Raw genomic sequence first — 19575 nt, forward strand, 5'->3', positions numbered from 1 at the left:
CGCCGCTGCGCGCCGCCGGCTTCGACCTCATCTGGTTCGGCGTCATCATGATGGTGGTCATGGAGATGGGCCTCATCCACCCACCCGTGGGGCTGAACATCTTCGTCATCAAGAACATCGCCCCGGACATCCCGCTCAAGGACGTCATCTGGGGGGTGCTGCCCTTCGTCGGGCTGATGATCTTCGCGGTGGTGCTCCTCTGCGTCTTCCCCGGCATCGCCACGGCGCTGCCGAACTGGGTCTACGCGGGATGACGTTTAAGCCCTCCCCCAGCCCGCTGGGGGAGGGGGAGGGCTCCATTCATTCCCGGGAATAGTTTTCCCGGACCCGTGTTCGTCTCGGCGTCGGGTGATCAACACCCGCGCCACGCAGCCTTCCGAGCCGAACACACCCCCATGAACACCCCGAAGCGTTCGATGCGGTCCGCGGCCATCGCCGCAGCCTTGCTGGCCGTGACCGCCGGCCACGCGTCCTTCTGGTCCTGGCGCAACACCCCCACTCCGATCAACGCGGAGCCGGGGCGCATCGAGTCCGTTTCCTACTCGCCCTCCGGGCGCAGCTACGACCCCAACACGTCGCCGAACGTGCCGGTCGCCCAGATCGAGAAGGACATGTCCGCCATCGCCGGCTTCGCCGACGGGGTGCGCACCTACTCGTCGCTGGGCGCGCAGGGGCAGGTGCCGGCGCTCGCCGCACGCGCCGGGCTGGACGTGTCGCTCGGCATCTGGATCAGCCGCGACAAGGCGAAGAACGAGCAGGAGGTCGAGCGCGGCATCGCGCTGGCCAGGACGGTGCGCGGCGTCACCCGGGTGATCGTCGGCAACGAGTCGCTGCTGCGCGCCGACGTCACCGACGCCGAGCTGGCCGGCTACGTCAAGCGCGTGCGCGCGGCGCTGCCGAAGCGCATCCAGGTGGGCACCGCCGACGTCTGGTCGGAGATGGCCAAGGCCAACCAGACGGTGAAGGCGTCCGACTACATGGGCGTCCACGTCCTGCCCTACTGGGAAGGCGTGCCGGCCGACAAGGCGCTGGCCTGGGTCCGCGACCGCCTGGACACCGTCCGCAAGGCGCACCCCGGCAAGCCGCTGTTCGTCGGCGAGGTGGGCTGGCCGTCCGGCGGCGACAACTTCCACGACGCCTACCCCTCCATCGAGGCGCAGGCCGCGGTGGTGCGCAACTTCGCCGCCGAGGCCGGCATGCTCGGCATCCACTACAACGTGGTCGAGGCGTTCGACGGCATCTGGAAATCCACCATCGAAGGCTCGCCCGGCCCGACCTGGGGCATGCTCGACGCCGACCGCGCGCCGAAGTGGCCGCTGGCCGGCATGGTGCCCGCCCCGTACGGCGAGCGCGTCGGTGCCGGCGTCGCCATCCTGCTGGGCTTGGCACTGTCGGCGCTGGTCGCCTTCCGCAGCCGCTCCAACACGCTGTTCGCGCTGGGCGCCGGGTTCGGCGCCAACGTCATCGGCTTCGCGGTCGGCATGGCGGTGGCCGGCGCGTATGGCGAGTACCTGACCTTCGGCGCGCTCACCACCTGGGGCTCGGCCTTCCTGCTCGGCGCGCTGATGATGGGCGTCGCCTTCGCCGACCTGGTGGACGTCGCCCGCCGGCTGCTGACCGGCCGCGCGCCGCAGCTGCTGCCGCGCCGGGCGCCGGACGCCGGGCACACGCCCTTCGTCTCCGTCCACGTCGCCGCCTGCCGCGAGCAGCCCGACGTGCTGGCCGCCACGCTGCGCTCGCTGGCCCGGCTCGACTACCCGGCCTATGAGGTGGTCGTGCTGATCAACAACACCGAGGACGAGGCGCTGGTCACCCCGGTGCAGGAGCTGTGCACGCAGCTCGGCCCCAAATTCAAGTTCCACTGGTACAGGAAGATCAGCGGCTTCAAGGCCGGCGCCCTCAACGCCGCGCTGCGCCACACGGCGCCGGAGGCGGAGATCGTCGCGGTGCTGGACGCCGACTACACGGTCGCCCCGGACTGGTTGTCCAAGCTGGCCCCGCACTTCGCCGACCCCGGTGTCGGCATCGTGCAGGCCCCGCAGGAGCACCGCGACGGCCACGAGACCTTCCTGAAGGCCGCCATGACCGCCGAGTACCGCCCGTTCTTCGACGTCGGCATGCAGGAGGGCCTCGCCTCCCAGGCGTTCATCTGCCACGGCACGATGATCATGCTGCGCCGTTCCGCCATGGACCATGTCGGCGGCTGGTCGGAGGAGGGCATTTGCGAGGACACCGAACTCGGCATCCGCATCCTGTCGGCCGGCTGGCGCGCCGCCTACACCGACGAGCGGCTGGGCGAGGGTCTGGCCCCGGACAACTTCATGCAGTTCCGTAAGCAGCGCGACCGCTGGGTGTTCGGCTCGACGCAGATCCTGCGCGCCCACTGGCGCAAGTTCCTGCCGGGCTTCCGGGGCCTGACGGCGCGGCAGAAGGCCGGCTACCTGCTGAACTGGGCGCGCTGGTGGTCGGACGCGGTGGGCATGTTCGCCGCCGTCGCGGCGGTGGCCTGGACCTTCGCCTCGCTAGTGCTGCCGCTGCACCTGCCGCCGGTCGAGGCCACCGCCGCGGTGCTGGGCGCCCTGGCGCTGCGCGCCGGGTCGAGCCTGCTCGCCTCGCGCTACGCCTCGGGCAACGGCTGGGGCCAGTCGGCGGCGGCCTGCGCCGTGGGCATGGCGCTGTCCACCACGGTGGCGCTGGCGGCCCTGCGCGGCCTGATCCGCAAGCGCGACGCCTTCCGCGTCACCGCCAAGGGCGGGCAGCGCGCGCCGTCGAAGTTCTGTGCCAAGCCGGAAGCGTACCTCTCCGGCGCGCTGGCGGCGGCGGCGGTCACGGCGGCGCTCGCCAACCCGCTGGGCACGCTGTCGCTGGAGCTGTGGGCGGTGCTGCTCGCCGCCATGGCGGTGCCGAACCTGATGGCGGTGCTGTTCGCCGTCGGCGACATGCTCCCGGCCCGCCCGGCCCGCACCAAGGTCGAGGCGGTCCCGGCCGGCCAGACCGCCGCGGCCTGATCGGCGAGGCGCACACGACAAAGGCCGGCACCCCTGCGGGTGCCGGCCTTTTCTTCATGCCGTCCGGCTCATACCGGCGGCGCATGATCACTTCCAGTGAGCGCCGCCGGTAAAACCCGACAGATCAATGCGATAGCATTGATCGATAGGGTGATGCGGACGACGCCTTCAGGCGCCGGCCGTATCAGCGCAGTCCGAGGAAGGACAGGATGGCCAGCACGACCACGATCACCCCAATGATGTAGAAAATGTTCGCCATCCCGCTCTCCGCTGGTAAGGACTCCCATATGCAGCGGAAACGGGCGGCGGCCTGCGATGGTTCCGGATCACGCCCGGTTGAGGGTGTCCGTCCCCTCCGCCGGGCGGTCGCCGACGGTGATGCCGGCGAAGGAGAGCTGGCGGTCGACCAGGGCGGCCAGCCGCTCGTCCGGCTCCTCCTCGGCGAGCAGGAAGGGGCCGTAGTCGGCATCCTCGGTGCGGGCGATCAGGGTGACGCCGGCCGGCAGCACGATGACCTGCCACAGCACGTCCTCCAGCTCGCGGCTGGCGGTGACCGGGTCGATGCCGCTGGCGTTCAGCGCCACCATCCGCGCGAAGGTCACCATCCCCGCCGCGTCGCGCATGGCCAGCCGGTAGGCGGGATGGCCGGCCAGCGTGACCGGCCCCATCTCGGGCGGGACGTCCATGGTGGCGGCGATGCGCGGCCCGAACGGCGTCTCCATCAGCCGCCCCTCGACCAGGATCGCCGGCGCGCTGAAGTCGCGCATCAGCGTCCGGCAGTGCGCGAGCTGCGACGGCCAGAGCGGCGGCGGACGGCCGATGCGGACGGTGGTCGGGCGGGTCATCGGTTGCAGATGGGCGTGGACGTGCGATTCGTCCATGGTGGACGCGCAACAAAAAGCCCCTCTCCCTTGACGGGAGAGGGGTTGGGGAGAGGGTGGTCACGGCAGAGCCGGAGACGAGTCATGCGCGGCCATCCGGCCGCAATTCCCCCTCTCCCCAAACCCCTCCCCCGCAAGGGGGGAGGGGCTTTTGGTGCTTACGGCCGACCGCCGTTCCGGCCGCCCTTGTAGGAGGAGCGGTTGCCCTCGGACTTCCAGGGCGCCGCGCGCACCGGACGGTCGCCGCGCTCGGCCGGCTTACGGTCGCCATGGCCGTGCCCGGCGTGGCCCTCATGGGCGTGGCCGCCGTGGCCGCGCTCCGTGTGCTTGCGCTCGCCGTGCCAGGGGCGGGCCGGGCCGTTGTTGCGGAAGCCGGTGCGCTTCGGCCGGTTCGGCGCGTCGAAGCGCTGCGTCGGCTCCAGGCCCGGGACGGTGTGCACCGGCACCGGCGACCCGATCAGCCGCTCGATGCCGAACAGCGCGCCGCGGTCGGTGCGGGTGGCGAAGGAGATCGCGACACCCTCCGCCCCGGCGCGGCCGGTGCGGCCGATGCGGTGGACGTAGTCCTCCGGGTTGCGCGGCAGGTCGAAGTTGATGACGTGCGTGATGTCGCGCACGTCGATGCCGCGCGCCGCCACGTCGGTGGCGACCAGCAGGCGCACCCGGCCGTCGCGCAGCTTGCTGAGCGTGCGGGTGCGGTGCTCCTGGCGCATGTCGCCGTGCAGCGCCGCCGCGGCGTGGCCGTCCGCCGCCAGCTCGGCGGCGATCTCGTCGGCGTCGCGCTTGGTGGCGGCGAAGATGATCGCCTTCTGGATCTCCGGCGACGCCGAGAAGTGGCGCAGCAGGCGCCGCTTGTGGCCCAGGTCGTCGGCCCACAGCATGCGCTGCTCGATCTTCGGCGCGCTGGCCGGGGTGCTCTCGACGGCGACGCGGGCCGGATCGCGCACCAGGTTGCGGGCGACGGCCTCCATGCGGCGGTCGAGCGTCGCGGTGAACAGCAGCGTCTGGCGATCCTTCGGGCAGGCTTCACCGATGGCGGCGATGTCCTCGGCGAAGCCCATGTCCAGCATGCGGTCGGCCTCGTCGAGGATCAGCACCTCGACCTCGTTGAGGCTGACCGTGCGGCGGCGCATATGGTCGAGCAGGCGGCCAGGGGTGGCGACCAGCACGTCCACCGGGCGCGACAGGTCGCGCACCTGCGGGCCGAACGGCGCGCCGCCCAGCACGTCCACCACGAACAGGCGGCGGAACTTGACGTAGGTGCGGGCGGACATGGTCACCTGCCGCGCCAGCTCGCGCGTCGGCGCCAGGATCAGCACGCGGGGGCCGCGCGGGCGCATGCGGCGCTCGCCCGAGGCGGCGACGGCGTCGTCCGTCTCCATCAGGCGGTGCAGCGAGGGCAGCAGGAAGGCGCCGGTCTTGCCGGTGCCGGTATCGGCGGTGGCGAGCACGTCGCGGCGCTCCAGCCCCACCGGGATGGCCTGCGCCTGGATCGGCGTCGGCTCGGTGTGGCCGGCGTCCTCGAGGGCGCGGAGAAGACCGGGGTGCAGGTTCAGATCGGAAAAGGTCAAAACGGATATCCCAAAGCAAACGACAGCGCCGCGGCCCGTCGCAAAGCCGCGGATCGGTCAGGTGTCGATCATGCCGGAGGAAGAGGGAGGCGCTGTTGCGTCGTATTCCGGACGATTGGGACCGTCCATCGAGCTTCGAACCTCGCTCGGACGACGAAAGGGCCTCCAGCGAATGCCGGGCTTATGTAGTGGGTTCTCCACCCCGGCGCCAGCCTTTTCGCGAGCGGCTGTGGTATGACCGGCATGCGCGGGGCTCCTTCGTCGGGATTGATCCCGGCTGCCGAGGCCTGTATAGGGTCGCCGCCTTGGCTTCCCGGAGGGTCCCATGGCGGCGTGCGGTCTGGATTTCGGAACCTCCAACACGACGTTGGGCGCGGACGCGCGCCTGCTGCCCCTGGAGGGCGGCAGCACCACCCTGCCCTCCTCCCTGTTCTTCGACTTCGAGACCGGCGGCACCGCCTACGGCCGCGCGGCGCTGGAGGCGTACGCGGCGGGCGCCGACGGGCGGCTGATGCGCTCCATCAAGTCGGCGCTGGGCACCGACCTGATCGACGCCGACACCTCGCTGGGGGCGAAGCGCATCAGCTTCCGCGCCGTCATCGGCCAGTACCTGCGCGAGGTGCGCCGCCGCGCCGAGGAGGCGGCCGGCAAGCCGCTGGATTCCGTGGTGCACGGCCGCCCGGTGCACTTCGTGGACGGCGACGACGCGGCCGACGCCGCGGCCGAACGCGCGCTGGAGGAGATCGCCCGCGGCATCGGCTTCGCCGACGTCTCCTTCCAGTACGAGCCGATCGCCGCCGCGCTCGACTACGAGCAGCAGGTGTCGCGCGAGGAGCTGGCGCTGATCGCCGACATCGGCGGCGGCACCTCGGACTTCTCCATCGTCCGCATCGGGCCGGAGCGGCGCGGGCGGGCCGAGCGGGCCGGGGACATCCTCGCCAACGACGGCATCCGGGTGGGCGGCACCGACTTCGACCGCGACCTGAGCCTCAGCGCGGTGATGCCGCTGCTGGGCTTCGGCAGCCCGATGAAGCGGGCGGGGCTGCTGGCGCCGCGCAGCTTCTTCCTGGATCTGGCGACGTGGTCGCGGATCAACTTCCTCTACACCAGCAAGTCGATGGCCGAGCTGAAGCGCGTGCACCGCGAATCCGCCGCCCCACACCTGATCGAGCGCCTGCTCGGCGTGGTCGAGGAGCACCGCGGCCACGCCCTCGCCCTGGACGTGGAGCGCGCCAAGATCACGCTGTCCGGCAGCGAGCGCACCACGCTGGCGCTCGACCTGGACGCCGAGGATCCGGAGATCACCGCGGCCGCGCTGGTCGACGCCACCGGCTCGCTGGCCGGGCGGATCGAGGCGCGGGTGCGCGACTGTCTGGTTCAGGCCGGCGTGACGGCGCAGCGGATCGACGCGGTGTTCCTGACCGGCGGCTCCACCCTGCTGCCGCACGTGCGCGCGGCCATCGTCGGCGGCTTCCCGGAGGCGCTGACGATCGAGGGCGACACCTTCGGCTCGGTGGGCCAGGGGCTGTCGGTGGAGGCGGCGCGGCGGTATGGGGCGTGATACTGCCGAATGACCGGTCAGACCACTTTGTGAACAGCGGGATTTGCGTCAACACAATTGACGCTTCGCATCACAGCGAATACCAACGGCAAGCAACCACAGATACGAATCCTATTTATTGCCGTCGGAGATATCCATCATGAAGGTTCTCGCCACCCTGCTGGCCTCCAGCGTTCTTCTTGCCACCTCGGCGCACGCCGGAGAATGGGGGGTTGGTCTCGAACTCGGCTACGGGAAGCAGACCTTCAAGCCGCACTACACCTATTACGGCGGCCACCCCGACGATCGCTTCACCAACCGGGCCTATGGCCCCGAGGCGGCCCTGTTCGCCGAATACCGGGTCCATCTGTCGCCGGTCTTCAGCGTCGGTGCGCTGGGACGGGTGGGGGGCACGCCGTCGGAATGGACCCTCGACACCAATGAGCCGGCCCACTTGGCCTACGACATTCCCGTGACTGTGGCTCTGTCCGTCGTGCCGGCGGTCCATCTCGATGACATGACGGCACTGTTCGGCGAACTCGGGGTGGCCGGCGGTTACGTGCGGCATCGGAAGGATTCCCCCGTCTGGAGTTCGTATGATCAGCGGGGTTGGCAGGCCGGATTGGTGGTCGGCGGCGGCGTCGAAAGGGCGCTGACCGAGTCCGTATCGGCCCGCGCCTTTTTCCGTTACACCGCCTACCAGGAACGTGCGTTCAACAGCGTCGGTCCCGCCGGCAACGCGGTCGAGCGCATCAAGGACGCGCCCCGCGCCGTCAGCTGGGGCCTGGGGCTGATGAAGCGGTTCTGAACCCGGCTTCGCCGCGGAACAAGCAGTGGGCAGGGGCGGTCGCGACTGCCCTACGCCTCCTCGCTCTTTTCGAACAGATAGTCGATGTCCCCGCCCTCCAGCGCGCCGACCAGCCCGCCGGTGCCCTCGATGGTGGCGGCGCTGAGGCTGCCCTTGCGGCGTTGCAGGTCGAGGATGCGCTCCTCGACGCTGTTGGCGGCGATCAACTTGTAGACGAAGACCGGCTTGTCCTGGCCGATGCGGTAGGCGCGGTCGGTGGCCTGGTCCTCGGCGGCCGGGTTCCACCAGGGGTCGTAGTGGATCACCGTGTCGGCCGCCGTCAGGTTCAGGCCGCGCCCGCCGGCCTTCAGGCTGATCAGGAACACCGGCACCTCGCCGGCCTGAAAGCGGCGCACCGGGTCGGCGCGGTCGAGCGTGCGGCCGGTCAGCTCCACATAGGCGATGCCGGCCTCCTCCAGCTCCGCCTTGATGAGGTCGAGCATCGAGGTGAACTGCGAGAACACCAGCACCCGCCGCCCTTCCGGCACCATCTCGGCCAGCATGTCGACCAGGGTCTCCAGCTTGGCGCTGCGGATCTTGCTCCCCGAGGCCGCCTTGACCAGCCGCGGGTCGCAGCAGACCTGCCGCAGCTTCAGCAGGGCGTCGATCACCGTGATGGCGTTGCGCGACAGGCCGCTGGCGGCGATGGCGGCGCGCACCTTGTCGTGCACCGACAGCCGGATGGTCTCGTAGAGGTCGCGCTGCTCGCGGCCCAGGTCGATGCGGCGCACCACCTCGGTCTTCGGCGGCAGTTCCTTCGCCACGGCGGCCTTGGTCCGGCGCAGCAGGAACGGCTTGGTCCGCCGCCACAGCAGCGCCGCGCGGGTGGCGTCGCCGCGCTTCTCGATGGGGGTGCGGAAGCGCTTCTGGAAGCTCTTGCGGTCGCCCAGCAGGCCCGGCATCAGGAAGGCGAACTGGCTCCACAGCTCGCCCAGATTGTTCTCCACCGGCGTGCCGGACAGGCAGAGCCGGTGCCGCGCCTGGAGCTGGCAGACGGCCCGCGTCGCCTTGGAGTCGGGGTTCTTGATGGCTTGCGCCTCGTCCAGCACCAGCAGGTGCCACGCCAGCCCCTTCATCAGGTCGACGTCGCGGGCGACGACGCCGTAGGTGGTGACGACGATGTGGGCGTGCTCGACGTCGCCGCGCTTCTCGTGGCGGTCCAGGCCGTGCAGCACCAGCACCTTGAGGTGCGGCGTAAAGCGCTTCGCCTCGTCCACCCAGTTCGGCACGAGGCTGGTCGGCACCACCACGAGGCACGGGTCGGTCAGCCGCCCGGCGGCGTGCTCGACGGCGACGTGCGCCAGCGTCTGCGCCGTCTTGCCCAGGCCCATGTCGTCGGCGAGGATGCCGCCCACGCCGCCGGCGCGCAGGCTCTGCAGCCACGCCACGCCCTGCTGCTGGTAGTCGCGCAGCTCGGCGCGGAAGCTGGCGGGCACGGCGACCTCCGGCAGAACCGCGGTGTCGCGCAGGCGGTCGAGGTAGGCCGCGATCTGCGCGCCCTGGTCCGGGCGGCGCGCGATCAGGTCGTCGATGTCGATCAGCGTGTCGGCCTCGGCGAGCGGCACGCGCAGCGTGTCGTCCACCCGCTTGGCGCCCTCCAGCATCGCCTCCAGCACGCTCAGCAGCCGCTCGACGCGGTCGGCGGGCAGCACCAGCACGCTGCCGTCGTCCAGCACGATGTGGGCGCGGCCGTCGATGACGCGCGCCGCCTCCATGCCGCCCTTGTCGATCAACTTGGCCAGGATGGGCAGCAGCGGCCGGCGCTCGCCGTCGATGTCGACGCCGACCTCCAGGTCGAACCAGCCGTCGCCGGCGTCGCGCACCGCGACGTCCACGGCACCGCCCGGCTCGACAACGCGGGTGCCGAAGTCGGAGCCGATCTCGACCGTCCAGCCCTCGGCACGCAGGGTCGGCACATGGTTCGCCAGGATCTCCTGCCAGCGCTGCGCCGCGTCGCGGCCGGTCAGCCAGTGCACCCGGGTGCCGCGCGCCTGCAGCGAGCCCTTGGGCGGCTCGATGCGCGCCTGGGCGAAGCCCAGCGCCGCCAGCCGCTCCAGCGCCGCCTGCTCGACGCCCTTGTCGCGGCGCACGAAGGTGACGGCGCCGGCCTCCTCGGTGCGGGCGAACTGGCGCTGGTCGTCGGGGTCGATCTCGGCCGGAAGGCCGGGCTCGCCGTAGTCGAAGGACAGGCGCAGCACGTCCACCAGCCCGTCGGTCGGCGACACGACGCGGCCGAGGCGGGCGATCACCACCGGCGCGCGCTCGACGATGGCGGCGGTCTCGGCGGCACGGGCCGGTTGCGGTTCAGGGCGGGCCTTGGGCAGCGGAATGGTCGGCGGCGGCAGGACGGGCTTGGGCTTCGGCGGCTCGACCACCTGCATGTCCACCGGGCAGACCAGCCCGGCCGCCGGGTCGACCAGCCACCAGCCGAGGCCGCGGAGCAGCGCCCCGCTCTCCGGCACGCCGGCGGGGCGCAGCTTGCCGCTCTTCGGGTCGCGGAAGGCGCGCAGAGCCTTCGAAGGGCCTTCCTTGAGCGCCGCCCCGGTGTGCCAGCGCAGCCGGCCGCTGCCGAGCAGGCGGCGGATCAGCCGGTCGATGTCGTCGCGCCGGCCTTTGGCGACCGGCGTGCGCACCACCCCGCCGCCGCCGAGCAGCCGGGCGATGGCGCGGTCGGCATCGCCGTCCAGGTCGCGGGCGACCTTCTCGACGACGTCGCGCGGGGTGGCCGGGGTCTCGGGGCCGGAGCCGGCGGACAGCGTGGCGGTGACGAACAGCGCGATGTCGTCGCGCCCGGCCTCCAGCGTCCAGCGCGCGGCAAGGCGCGGCGGCGGTTCGGGCCTGGGTTCGGGTTTCGGTGCCGGGGCCAGCGCCAGCACCGGCTGGCGGCGCGGCGGGGGTTCCGGTTGCGGCTTGTCCATCAGGTCGAGCAGCGAGGCCCGGCGCCAGTGCGGCCTCGTGTCCAGCGCCGACATCGCCGCCGCGGCCATGTGCGCGCAGGCGTTGCGGCCGCAGGTGCAGGAGCGCTCGAACATCACCCGCCGGCCGCGGTCCACCGGCGTGACGGTCACCATGAGGTCGCGCCCCAGGTCACTCACCGTCGCCTCGATGCGGTCGTCCGCCGCGCCGAGTCGCACCGCCCCCCCGAGGATCAGCGTGCGGCCGCGCTGGACGGTCTTCAGGTCGAAGACGCGCGCCAGATCCTCCTGGGAGAAGGGAACTCCAGGGGAGGCCGCGGACCGGATGGGGTCGACCAGGGACATGCGCTTCGCGTGGGATTCCAGGGAGCGGGGGAACATAGGGAGTCCGCGCGGCGGATGCCACAGGCAAGACCTCCTATCTCCGGCCTAGCCCAAGCCGGCGCACCCCGTCAATGTTCTTGCTGCGTTCGCGTTCACGGTTTATCCTCACGGCCATGGCGACGCTGATCATCACCGAGAAATCCAGCCAGGCGAAGGACCTGCGCGCCGCGCTGGGCGAACGGTTCGGCCGCATCCTGCCGGCCGAGGGGCACCTCTTGCGCCTCGCCGAACCGGAGGAGGTGGACCCCGCCTGGAAGCGCTGGGCGCCGACGCTGCTGAAGCCGGACGGGCTCTACCCCACCCGCCCCGACGGCCACGGCAACAAGCCGGCCAAGCTCAAGGCCATCGCCACCGCGCTGAAGGGCTGCGACGAGGTGATCCTCGCCACCGACTGCGACCGCGAGGGGCAGCTGATCGGCCAGGAGATCCTGGAGCACGTCGGCTTCCGCGGCCGGGTGAAGCGGGCGCTGTTCACCGCGCAGGACCCGAAGACGATCCGGCAGGCCTTCGCGGCGCTGAAGCCGAACGACTCGATGCGCCCGCTCTACGACGCCGCGGTGGCTCGCCAGCAGGCCGACCAGATCTTCAACCTGTCGCTGACCCGCACCGCCACCACGTCGCTGCGGGCGGCGGGCGAGCGCGGGGTGATCGGCATCGGCCGGGTGAAGACGCCGACGCTCGCCATCGTCTGCCTGCGCGAGATCGAGATCCGCGACTTCAAGCCGGAGGACTATTTCGAGGTGGTCGCCACCGCCACCGTGGCCGCCGGCTCCTTCCCCATGCGGCACGCCCCGCCGCCGAAGGCGCGCATCAAGGATCGGGCGCGCGCCGAGGCCATCGCCGCAGCGGCGGCCGGCCACGCCGGGCCGCTGTCGGTGACCGTGGAGGAGCGGCGGCAGGCGCCGCCCAAGCTGTTCGATCTGCCGGCCCTGCAGAAGACCTGCGGCCAGCGCTGGGGCTGGACCGCCGACCGCACGCTGTCCGTGGCGCAGTCGCTCTACGACGGCGAGGGCAAGAAGCTCATCACCTACCCGCGCGCCGAGGCGCGCTACCTCTCGGAGAACCAGATCGCCGACGTGCCGGCGCTGGTCGGCGCGCTGACCCGGCTGCGCGGCTTCGCGCACCTGGAGATCCCCAGGCCGGTGATCCGCCGCGGCAAGTCCGGCCACTTCTGCGACAAGGCGCTGGAGGGCGTGTCGCACCACGCGGTCGTCCCCAACGTCAACGTCATGGACGACCTGGAAGCACGCCTGGGCCGCCTGTCGGAGGACGAGAAGAAGCTGTTCGCGCTGGTCTGCCGCTCCTACCTCGCGGCGGTGATGCCGGACTACGAGTACCGGCAGACGACGGTGACCATGGGCGTGCCCGTCCCCGCCACCGACAAATCCCAGGCGCCCGAGGCGGAGTTCCGCGCCACCGGCCGCATCCCGCTGCGCCTCGGCTGGCGGGCGGTCTACACCGGGGCCGAGCAGCAGGACGCGCCGCTGGAGGCCGACGCCGAGCAGGACCTGCCGCCGCTCAAGGACGGCGAGCTGGCGACGCTCTCCGACCCCAAGGTGGAGGCCAAGCGCACCCAGGCGCCGCCGCGCTACAACGAGGGCACGCTGATCGACGCCATGCAGAACGCGTGGCGCTTCGTCGAGGACCCGGCGCTGCGCGAGCGGCTGAAGGAGGCCAAGGGCATCGGCACCCCGGCCACCCGCGCCGAGGTGATCAAGGGCCTGAAGAAGCAGACGCTGCTGGGCAGCGAGGGCAAGTGGCTGCACGCCACCCCGGCCGGGCTGGCGCTGTTCGAGCTGCTGCGCGGCGCCGCCCCGGCGCTGGTCGATCCCGGCACCACCGCGCTGTGGGAGATGCGGCTGGACGAGGTGGTGACCGGCCGGGCCGACTTCCGCGCGGTGATCGACGGCATCGCGGCGGAGGCCGGGCGGCTGATCGGCACTCTCACGGCGCAGTCGGGCAGCCGGATCGCGCTGGGCGCACCGGCGCCGGCATCGGCGCGCGGGCGCGGCCGGCGGCGGGCTCCGCCGAAGACGGACGACGCCACCGCGACGGCGCCGCGCCAGCCGCGCCGCCCCCGGCGCAAGGCGGCGGAGACGGAGGCGGCGAAACCGGCGGCATCCGGCCGCGCGCCGACCGAACGCATGGTGGCCTTCGCCAAGGATCTGGCGAAGCGCAAGCGGATGACGCTGCCGCCGAGCGTGGAGGGGGATTTCGAGGCGTGCCGGCGGTTCCTGGACGAGCATGGGGGGAGCCGGGCGGGGTGACACTTGCCCCCACCCTAACCCTCCCCCGCTGTCGCAGGGGAGGGAACTCCGCCGCCATTCCCCCTCCCCTGCGCAGCTCTCGCGCAAACCTCTGGTTTGCGCTGACGCGGCAGGCGGATCTTCGATCCGCCAAGAGCGGGGGAGGGGTCAGGGGTGGGGCAAGTGTGGAAACCTTCCCCACCTCCGTCCGGTTGAACGGATGACCACGTCGTCACGGAAACCGGTGCCGCCATGCGCATCATCGCCGACTGCCACGAACCGGCCGAGCTGATCGGCATCCTGCGCGCGACCGGCAGCGTCGACGGCAGCGCCGTCGAGATCGAGGCCGACCAGCTCGATGTCGGCGACTACCTGATCGGCCCCGGCGCCGCCGTGGAGCGCAAGGCGGGCGGCGACTTCGTCGCTTCGCTGCTCGACGGCCGCTTCGCCGAGCAGGCGGCCAAGCTGCGCGCCACCTACGACCGGGTGGTCTGGATCATCGAGGGCGATCCCTACGACGGCCACGTCGAGCTGGAGCCCAAAATCATCACCGGCGCCATCAGCCACCTCGCGGTGGTCGAGGGGGCCACCGTGCTGCGCACCGCCAGCCTGCAGGAAACCGCCGAGCTGCTGCTGTCCATGGCCAAGCGCCTGCAGGACGGCCGCCGCGACCTGCCGCTGCGGCCCAGCAAGCCCACCGACCCGCGCGTGCTGGCGGAGTTCATCGTGAACGGCCTGCCCGGAATCGGGCGCACGCGGGCGCAGGCCTTGCTGACGCGCTTCGGTTCGGTGCGCGGCGTCTTCGCGGCGGACGCCGGCGAGATCGCGGCGCTGCGCGGCTTCGGCAAGAAGACCGCCGGCCTGATCCGGGCGGCGCTGGACGCGCCCTACGCGGGCTGACCTACCGGGATGCCTTCGGGGAGCCGTAGATGGCGGACGGGTTGTCGAAGCCGCACAGCCGCATCAGGTCGACCGCGATCCCGGCCTGGATCAGCGCCGCCTGGGCGAAGGATTCGTACAGCAGCCCGATGACGTCGCGGGGAGCGCCGGAGTCCTCCATCTCGCTGGCCGTGCGCAGCAGATCCTCGACGACCACGACGCGCTCCCCGGTTGCCGGCTCTCCGGCCGGTTTGTTTAGTGTCCGATCTTCCGCCGGACCATGGTAAAAAAGCAAGAAGGCCTTGTGGCGTACGCCGGTCACGGGCCGGCGGCGCGGAACTCCCGCAGCTTGGTCACACGCAGCGCGCGGCGGCCGCCGCGGCTGAACAGCGCGTCCCAGGACAGGAACTCCTCGACCGACAGGCCGTAGCGGTCGCAGGCCTCGGTCATGGACAGGGTGCCGGTGCGCACGGCCAGGACGACGGCCTGCTTGCGGCTGGACACCCAGCGGCGCGTGTCGGGGGCGGGCAGTGACGCCAGCGTCTCGTCGGTGGTCCTCATGGTCGGTCCGAAGGTGGTAAGGCTGCCCCCTATGTAGGGGGTACTCCTTTCCGAAAGATGACCGGACCGCCGGAATCGCGCGGTAGCGGGGCGGTTTGGCCGCCCTCGCCTGTTACCAGTTTGGGACAGTCCGCAAGGGGAGGGTGCGCGATGGACGAGGCGCCGATCGGAACCGCGGAGCGCGCGCATCCCGTCGATGCGGACGCTCTGGACGTGCGGCCGGAGGTGCGCGCGGCGCTGGCGGACGCCGCCTTCACGCCGCTGGACACCGGCGACGGGTGTCTGGCGTGGTGCCGCGCGTCGGACGACGATACGCACGTGATGATCTCCGCCAACAACGACCTCGACGGCGACCCGCAGGCGCCCGACTGGATCCTCGGCTGCTATGGCGATTCCGGCGGCTTCGTGGAGGTGTCGGGGCTGACGCTGGAAGCGGCGATCGAGGGAGCGGCGCTGCTGCGCGCCCCGCTGCGGGCCGACGGCTCGCTGGTCGAGGCGATCTACCCCACGCTGGAGCAGGCGCTGGACGATCTGGCGTAGCACGGCCACAAACGACGGCCGCAAACGACGAAGGCCCTCGCCGGGTGGCGGGGGCCTTCTGCGGAGATCTTAGGACTCCGCGTCTCGTACGCCCTGTCGGGCGTGTAATCCTATCAGGTCGCTCCTAAAAGGAACGCTGTCACCAAGTAAGCTGCGGTGGAGTCATGATGCTACTCACCCTCCTAGCTACGGCTTAACAGTATTCGCCGATCCTTCGATCGGGAACCAGTACTTCGCGCTCTTTGTTGCGCAGCGACCTCTGTCTTGGTTACGTCTTCAGGAACAAGGTTGCTCCTGCCAAGCAAGGATGTCAAGCGTCCGCTCGCGGCCTTTACGCCGCGAGCAGGTCGGCCGTCTCCAGCATGCTGTCGTCCCAGGCCAGCAGGTTGCGGCCGTCGTGGGCGAGGCGCTTCGGCTCGACCCGGCCGGCCACCGCCGTCCCCTCGGCCGCGAGGCGCACCACATCGCCGTCCTCGATCACCAGCGCGCGCTCGACCCCGCAGGAGCGGGCAAGACGGGCATGCGCCTCGAGGTGCGCGATGGTGCCGTGCACCGGCACCGCGAAGCGCGGGCGCACCAGCTCGTACATGCGGCGCAGGTCGTCCCGCTTCGGGTGGCCGGAGACGTGGACGGGCATGTCCGCCGGGGTGACGACCTCGACGCCCATGGCGCGCAGGTGGTCCTGCACGGCGCCGATGCCCTCCTCGTTGCCGGGGATGGCGCGGGCCGAGAAGATCGCGGTGTCGCCGCGCTGCAGCCACAGGTCGCGGTGGTCGTTGCGGGCGATGCGGCTCAAGGCCGCCCGTTCCTCGCCTTGGCTGCCGGTGCACAGCAGGACGAGGTTGCGCCGGTCGGTCCACGACGCCTCCTGCACGCCCATGAAGGGCGGCAGGTCGTCCAGGTAGCCGCAGGCGCGCGCCGCCTTCTCCATGCGCAGCATCGAGCGGCCGGCCAGCACCACCTTGCGGTCGTGCGCCGCGGCGGCCTGCGCCACCGCCTTCATGCGCGCCACGTTGGAGGCGAAGCCGGTCACCGCGATGGCCCCCGTGCGGCCGGCGAAGGCCGCCATCAGGCCGGCGCGGGCCGAGGCCTCGGAACCGGTGGAGCCCTCGACATCGGCGTTGGTGCTGTCGCAGGTCATCGCCAGCACACCCTCGTCGCCCAGGCGGCGCAGCGCCGCCACATCGGTGGTGCGGCCGAGCAGCGGGTCCGGGTCGAACTTCCAGTCGCCGGTGTGCAGCACCGTGCCCGCCGCCGTGCGGATGGCCAGCGCCATCGGCTCGGGGATCGAGTGGGTCACCGCGATGCTCTGCACCCGGAACGGGTTCAGGTCCACCGTGTCGCCGATCTGGAAGGTGCGCAGCGTGACGTCGCGCAGGCGCCCGGTCTCCTTCAGACGCTCGCGGATGACGTGCGACGCGAAGGGGCTGGCGTGGATCGGGCAGGACAGGCGCGGCCACAGATGGTGGATGGCGCCGATGTGGTCCTCGTGCGCGTGGGTGACGACGAGGCCGACGACGTCGGCCATCCGCTCCTCGATGAAGGAGGGGTCGGCCATCACGGCGTCGATGCCCGGCGCCTCGTCGCCCATGAAGGCGACGCCGGCATCGACGATCAGCCATTTCCCGGCGTGGCCGTACAGCGCCATGTTCATGCCGATGCGCGAGCAGCCGCCCAACGGCAGGAAGATCACCTCGTCGGCACCCGGCACGGGACCGCGCGGGCGTCGACCGGGAGTGGGGGCGGGGGGAACGGTGGGAGGAAGGGTGCCGCCCCCGTGCACCGCGGCGTGCGGGTGCAGGGGGCCGTTCGGCGCCCGGCGGCGCCGCTTGGAATCAAAGGTCATACGGTCTCAACGTTACCAACACGATGCCGGCATTCGACGCTGCCGGACGGGCGTGCATCGCCGGGCGATGCGGAAGGGGGACCTCTCCGGCCCGGGGCCGGCGCCAGGAACGAGGCGGCCGGGCCACACGCGGTCGGAGGGGAGAGGGAGGGCTCGCCGCCCTTGAACGTACCAAAGGGGCGTTGCCGATCCGAATGGCGTTTCGAGGAGGTCGGCGGCGGCTTTTTTGCGCCGCGACATAACCATAGGTAACACCTGGGTACGAATGTTTCAAGGCGCGTCCGAAACCTCCCGCGCATGGCGGTGTTGCTTGCGTGAAGACCGACAGGGAGATCCCAGATGGCCGACGACCCCAAGCCCCCCGGCAAGACGCCGGAAACCGCCCCCGGCGAGCAGCGCCAGGACCGCACCCGCACCCCCGGCGACGGCACGCTGGACGGCGCCGTCCCGGCCGGCCTGACCTCCGACGAGCTGCGCCGCCGCGCCGAGCGGCCGAACACCTCCAGCGACGGCGGCGCCGGCTGAACCGGCCCGCACGTGCCAGAAAGTACGAGGCCCCTCCCGGCGCGGAGGGGCTTTTCTTTTCGGCGGGCGCGGACGAAGCTTACAGCAAGCACCAATCAGGGAGAGGGAGCATCATGGACGTCCGCGCCGCCGTCGCCTTCGAGGCGACGAAGCCGCTGAGCATCGAGACCGTGCAGCTGGAAGGACCGCGCGCCGGCGAGGTGCTGGTGGAGATCAAGGCCACCGGCGTCTGCCACACCGACGCCTACACGCTCTCCGGCCTCGACAGCGAGGGCAGGTTCCCGTGCATCCTCGGCCACGAGGGCGCCGGCGTGGTGGTGGACGTCGGCCCCGGCGTCACCAGCCTGAAGAAGGGCGATCACGTCATCCCGCTCTACACGCCGGAGTGCCGGCAGTGCGAGTACTGCCTCAGCCAGAAGACCAACCTCTGCCAGGCGATCCGCGAGACGCAGGGGCGCGGCGTCATGCCCGACGGCACCAGCCGCTTCAGCCTGGGCGGGCAGCCGCTGTGGCACTACATGGGCACCTCGACCTTCGCCAACTACACCGTGGCGCCGGAGATCGCGCTGGCCAAGATCCGCGAGGACGCGCCGTTCGACAAGGTCTGCTACATCGGCTGCGGCGTCACCACGGGCCTCGGTGCGGTGATCTGGACCGCCAAGGTGCACGCCGGGGCGCGGGTGGTGGTGTTCGGGCTGGGCGGCATCGGCCTCAACGTCATCCAGGGCGCGCGCATGGTGGGTGCGGAGATGATCGTCGGCGTCGACATCAACCCGGAGCGCCGCGCCATGGCCGAGAAGTTCGGCATGACGCATTTCGTGAACCCCAAGGAAGTCGAGGGCGACCTGGTGCCCTACCTGGTGTCGCTGACCAAGGGGGGCGCCGACTTCACCTTCGAGTGCGTCGGCAACACCACGCTGATGCGCCAGGCGCTGGAGTGCTGCCACAAGGGCTGGGGCGTGTCGGTGATCATCGGCGTGGCGCCGTCGGGGGCGGAGATCGCCACCCGGCCGTTCCAGCTGGTCACCGGGCGGGTGTGGAAGGGCTCGGCCTTCGGCGGGGCGCGCGGGCGCACCGACGTGCCACGCATCGTCGACTGGTACATGGACGGGCTGATCAACATCGACGACCTGATCACCCACGTCATGCCGCTGGAGAAGATCAACGACGCCTTCGACCTGATGCACGAGGGCAAGTCGATCAGGAGCGTGGTGACGTTCTGAGGCGGTATTGCCCCCACCCCTGACCCCTCCCCCGCTTCGCAGGGGAGGGGAATGACGGCCCCCTCCCCTGCGAAGCGGGGGAGGGCCGGGGTGGGGGCAAGTGCGCCTACCCGTTCACCACCCGCGCTGGCACGCCCTCAAGCACCTCGGCCATCCACGCGTCCAGCGCGTCCGCCTCCGCCGCGCCCAGCCGCAGCCCGAGCTTGGTGCGCCGCCACAGCACGTCCTCGGCGGTCTGCGCCCATTCCTCGGCCATCAGGTAGCGCACCTCCGCCTCCGTCAGGTCGCCCCCGAAGCGCCGCCCGAGATCGACCGGGCCGGCGGCGTCGCCCAGCAGGTCCCAGGTCCGCGTGCCGTAGGTGCGCACCAGCCGCGCCATGTGCTCCGGCGCCACGAACGGATAGCGGGCGCGCAATTCCGCGATCAGCGCTCCGGTCTCGTCCACCGGGAAATCACCGCCCGGCAGCGGCACCCGGCTCGACCAGGAGCCGTTGGCCAGGGGCAGGTGCGGCGCCAGCTTCGCCAGCGCCGCCTCGGCGAGCTTGCGGTAGGTGGTGATCTTGCCGCCGAACACGCTCAGCAGCGGCGCCCCGCCCTCCGGCGCGTCCA

At 71.5% G+C, this 19575-nt stretch carries 16 protein-coding genes; 9 read left to right on the forward strand and 7 right to left on the reverse strand.

The window, feature by feature from the left end; all coding sequences use genetic code 11:
- Positions 1–254 (forward strand): TRAP transporter large permease subunit (locus TSO221_RS30295; protein WP_146208948.1); only part of this gene is annotated, 254 nt, incomplete at its 5' end.
- 162 nt (positions 255–416) lie between these two features.
- Positions 417–3008, forward strand: a complete 2592-nt coding sequence (locus TSO221_RS30300; protein ID WP_247878342.1) for a glycosyltransferase — start codon at positions 417–419, stop codon at positions 3006–3008.
- Positions 3009–3334: 326 nt separating this feature from the next.
- On the opposite strand, the gene TSO221_RS35735 is transcribed toward TSO221_RS30300, so the two are convergent.
- Together TSO221_RS35735 and TSO221_RS30310 are read right to left on the reverse strand one after the other, a co-directional pair.
- Entirely contained in the window at positions 3335–3889 is a 555-nt protein-coding gene (locus tag TSO221_RS35735; RefSeq protein WP_158284256.1) for a hypothetical protein, read from the reverse strand.
- Positions 3890–4047: 158 nt separating this feature from the next.
- The gene (locus TSO221_RS30310; RefSeq protein ID WP_109122239.1) at positions 4048–5460 is read right to left on the reverse strand and encodes a DEAD/DEAH box helicase; all 1413 of its coding nucleotides are present in this window, start codon (positions 5458–5460) and stop codon (positions 4048–4050) included.
- A 325-nt stretch (positions 5461–5785) separates the two neighbouring features.
- Here TSO221_RS30310 and TSO221_RS30315 point away from each other — a divergent pair, with 325 nt between their 5' ends.
- The gene (locus tag TSO221_RS30315) at positions 5786–7021 is read left to right on the forward strand and encodes an Hsp70 family protein (protein WP_109122240.1); all 1236 of its coding nucleotides are present in this window, start codon (positions 5786–5788) and stop codon (positions 7019–7021) included.
- A gap of 139 nt (positions 7022–7160) precedes the next feature.
- Complete coding sequence (locus TSO221_RS30320; RefSeq protein WP_109122241.1) at positions 7161–7808, forward strand: outer membrane beta-barrel protein; 648 nt, start codon at positions 7161–7163, stop codon at positions 7806–7808.
- Between the two features lie 50 nt (positions 7809–7858).
- On the opposite strand, the gene TSO221_RS30325 is transcribed toward TSO221_RS30320, so the two are convergent.
- Positions 7859–11107 (reverse strand): DEAD/DEAH box helicase, encoded by a 3249-nt coding sequence (locus TSO221_RS30325; RefSeq protein ID WP_109122249.1) that lies wholly within the window; start codon positions 11105–11107, stop codon positions 7859–7861.
- Between the two features lie 152 nt (positions 11108–11259).
- Between TSO221_RS30325 and TSO221_RS30330 the strand changes: the two genes are divergently transcribed.
- Together TSO221_RS30330 and TSO221_RS30335 are read left to right on the forward strand one after the other, a co-directional pair.
- Positions 11260–13413 (forward strand): DNA topoisomerase, encoded by a 2154-nt coding sequence (locus TSO221_RS30330; RefSeq protein ID WP_109122250.1) that lies wholly within the window; start codon positions 11260–11262, stop codon positions 13411–13413.
- Between the two features lie 231 nt (positions 13414–13644).
- Positions 13645–14292: an ERCC4 domain-containing protein gene (locus tag TSO221_RS30335; protein WP_109122242.1), complete on the forward strand. Its 648-nt coding sequence runs from the start codon at positions 13645–13647 to the stop codon at positions 14290–14292.
- A gap of 1 nt (position 14293) precedes the next feature.
- Here TSO221_RS30335 and TSO221_RS30340 read toward each other — a convergent pair whose 3' ends face one another.
- Positions 14294–14488, reverse strand: coding sequence for a hypothetical protein (locus TSO221_RS30340; RefSeq protein ID WP_109122243.1), 195 nt, complete (start codon positions 14486–14488; stop codon positions 14294–14296).
- A 101-nt stretch (positions 14489–14589) separates the two neighbouring features.
- The gene (locus tag TSO221_RS30345) at positions 14590–14832 is read right to left on the reverse strand and encodes a DUF1153 domain-containing protein (RefSeq protein ID WP_109122244.1); all 243 of its coding nucleotides are present in this window, start codon (positions 14830–14832) and stop codon (positions 14590–14592) included.
- Positions 14833–14982: 150 nt separating this feature from the next.
- Here TSO221_RS30345 and TSO221_RS30350 point away from each other — a divergent pair, with 150 nt between their 5' ends.
- Complete coding sequence (locus tag TSO221_RS30350) at positions 14983–15372, forward strand: hypothetical protein (protein WP_109122245.1); 390 nt, start codon at positions 14983–14985, stop codon at positions 15370–15372.
- A 331-nt stretch (positions 15373–15703) separates the two neighbouring features.
- Here TSO221_RS30350 and TSO221_RS30355 read toward each other — a convergent pair whose 3' ends face one another.
- On the reverse strand, positions 15704–17083 hold the full coding sequence (locus TSO221_RS30355) for a ribonuclease J (RefSeq protein WP_247878343.1): 1380 nt from the start codon (positions 17081–17083) through the stop codon (positions 15704–15706).
- Between the two features lie 474 nt (positions 17084–17557).
- Between TSO221_RS30355 and TSO221_RS30360 the strand changes: the two genes are divergently transcribed.
- Both TSO221_RS30360 and TSO221_RS30365 read left to right on the forward strand, forming a co-directional pair.
- Positions 17558–17743: a hypothetical protein gene (locus TSO221_RS30360; protein WP_109122247.1), complete on the forward strand. Its 186-nt coding sequence runs from the start codon at positions 17558–17560 to the stop codon at positions 17741–17743.
- Between the two features lie 113 nt (positions 17744–17856).
- Complete coding sequence (locus TSO221_RS30365; RefSeq protein ID WP_109122248.1) at positions 17857–18966, forward strand: S-(hydroxymethyl)glutathione dehydrogenase/class III alcohol dehydrogenase; 1110 nt, start codon at positions 17857–17859, stop codon at positions 18964–18966.
- Between the two features lie 106 nt (positions 18967–19072).
- Here the strand turns inward: TSO221_RS30365 and TSO221_RS30370 are convergent.
- Positions 19073–19575: glycerol-3-phosphate dehydrogenase C-terminal domain-containing protein (locus TSO221_RS30370; protein ID WP_282187850.1), on the reverse strand; the 503-nt coding region annotated here is incomplete at its 5' end.

The sequence above is a fragment of the Azospirillum sp. TSO22-1 genome (assembly GCF_003116015.1).
Taxonomy (GTDB): domain Bacteria; phylum Pseudomonadota; class Alphaproteobacteria; order Azospirillales; family Azospirillaceae; genus Azospirillum.

What these genes read in the sequence shown, in the direction of transcription:
- TSO221_RS30360 (WP_109122247.1), top strand. Translation starts at nt 17,558, where the DNA reads ATGGCCGACGACCCCAAGCCCCCCGGCAAGACGCCGGAAACCGCCCCC.
- TSO221_RS35735 (WP_158284256.1), bottom strand. Translation starts at nt 3,889, where the DNA reads ATGGACGAATCGCACGTCCACGCCCATCTGCAACCGATGACCCGCCCG.
- TSO221_RS30330 (WP_109122250.1), top strand. Translation starts at nt 11,260, where the DNA reads ATGGCGACGCTGATCATCACCGAGAAATCCAGCCAGGCGAAGGACCTG.
- TSO221_RS30315 (WP_109122240.1), top strand. Translation starts at nt 5,786, where the DNA reads ATGGCGGCGTGCGGTCTGGATTTCGGAACCTCCAACACGACGTTGGGC.
- TSO221_RS30300 (WP_247878342.1), top strand. Translation starts at nt 417, where the DNA reads ATGCGGTCCGCGGCCATCGCCGCAGCCTTGCTGGCCGTGACCGCCGGC.
- TSO221_RS30350 (WP_109122245.1), top strand. Translation starts at nt 14,983, where the DNA reads ATGGACGAGGCGCCGATCGGAACCGCGGAGCGCGCGCATCCCGTCGAT.
- TSO221_RS30325 (WP_109122249.1), bottom strand. Translation starts at nt 11,107, where the DNA reads ATGTCCCTGGTCGACCCCATCCGGTCCGCGGCCTCCCCTGGAGTTCCC.
- TSO221_RS30345 (WP_109122244.1), bottom strand. Translation starts at nt 14,832, where the DNA reads ATGAGGACCACCGACGAGACGCTGGCGTCACTGCCCGCCCCCGACACG.
- TSO221_RS30335 (WP_109122242.1), top strand. Translation starts at nt 13,645, where the DNA reads ATGCGCATCATCGCCGACTGCCACGAACCGGCCGAGCTGATCGGCATC.
- TSO221_RS30320 (WP_109122241.1), top strand. Translation starts at nt 7,161, where the DNA reads ATGAAGGTTCTCGCCACCCTGCTGGCCTCCAGCGTTCTTCTTGCCACC.
- TSO221_RS30365 (WP_109122248.1), top strand. Translation starts at nt 17,857, where the DNA reads ATGGACGTCCGCGCCGCCGTCGCCTTCGAGGCGACGAAGCCGCTGAGC.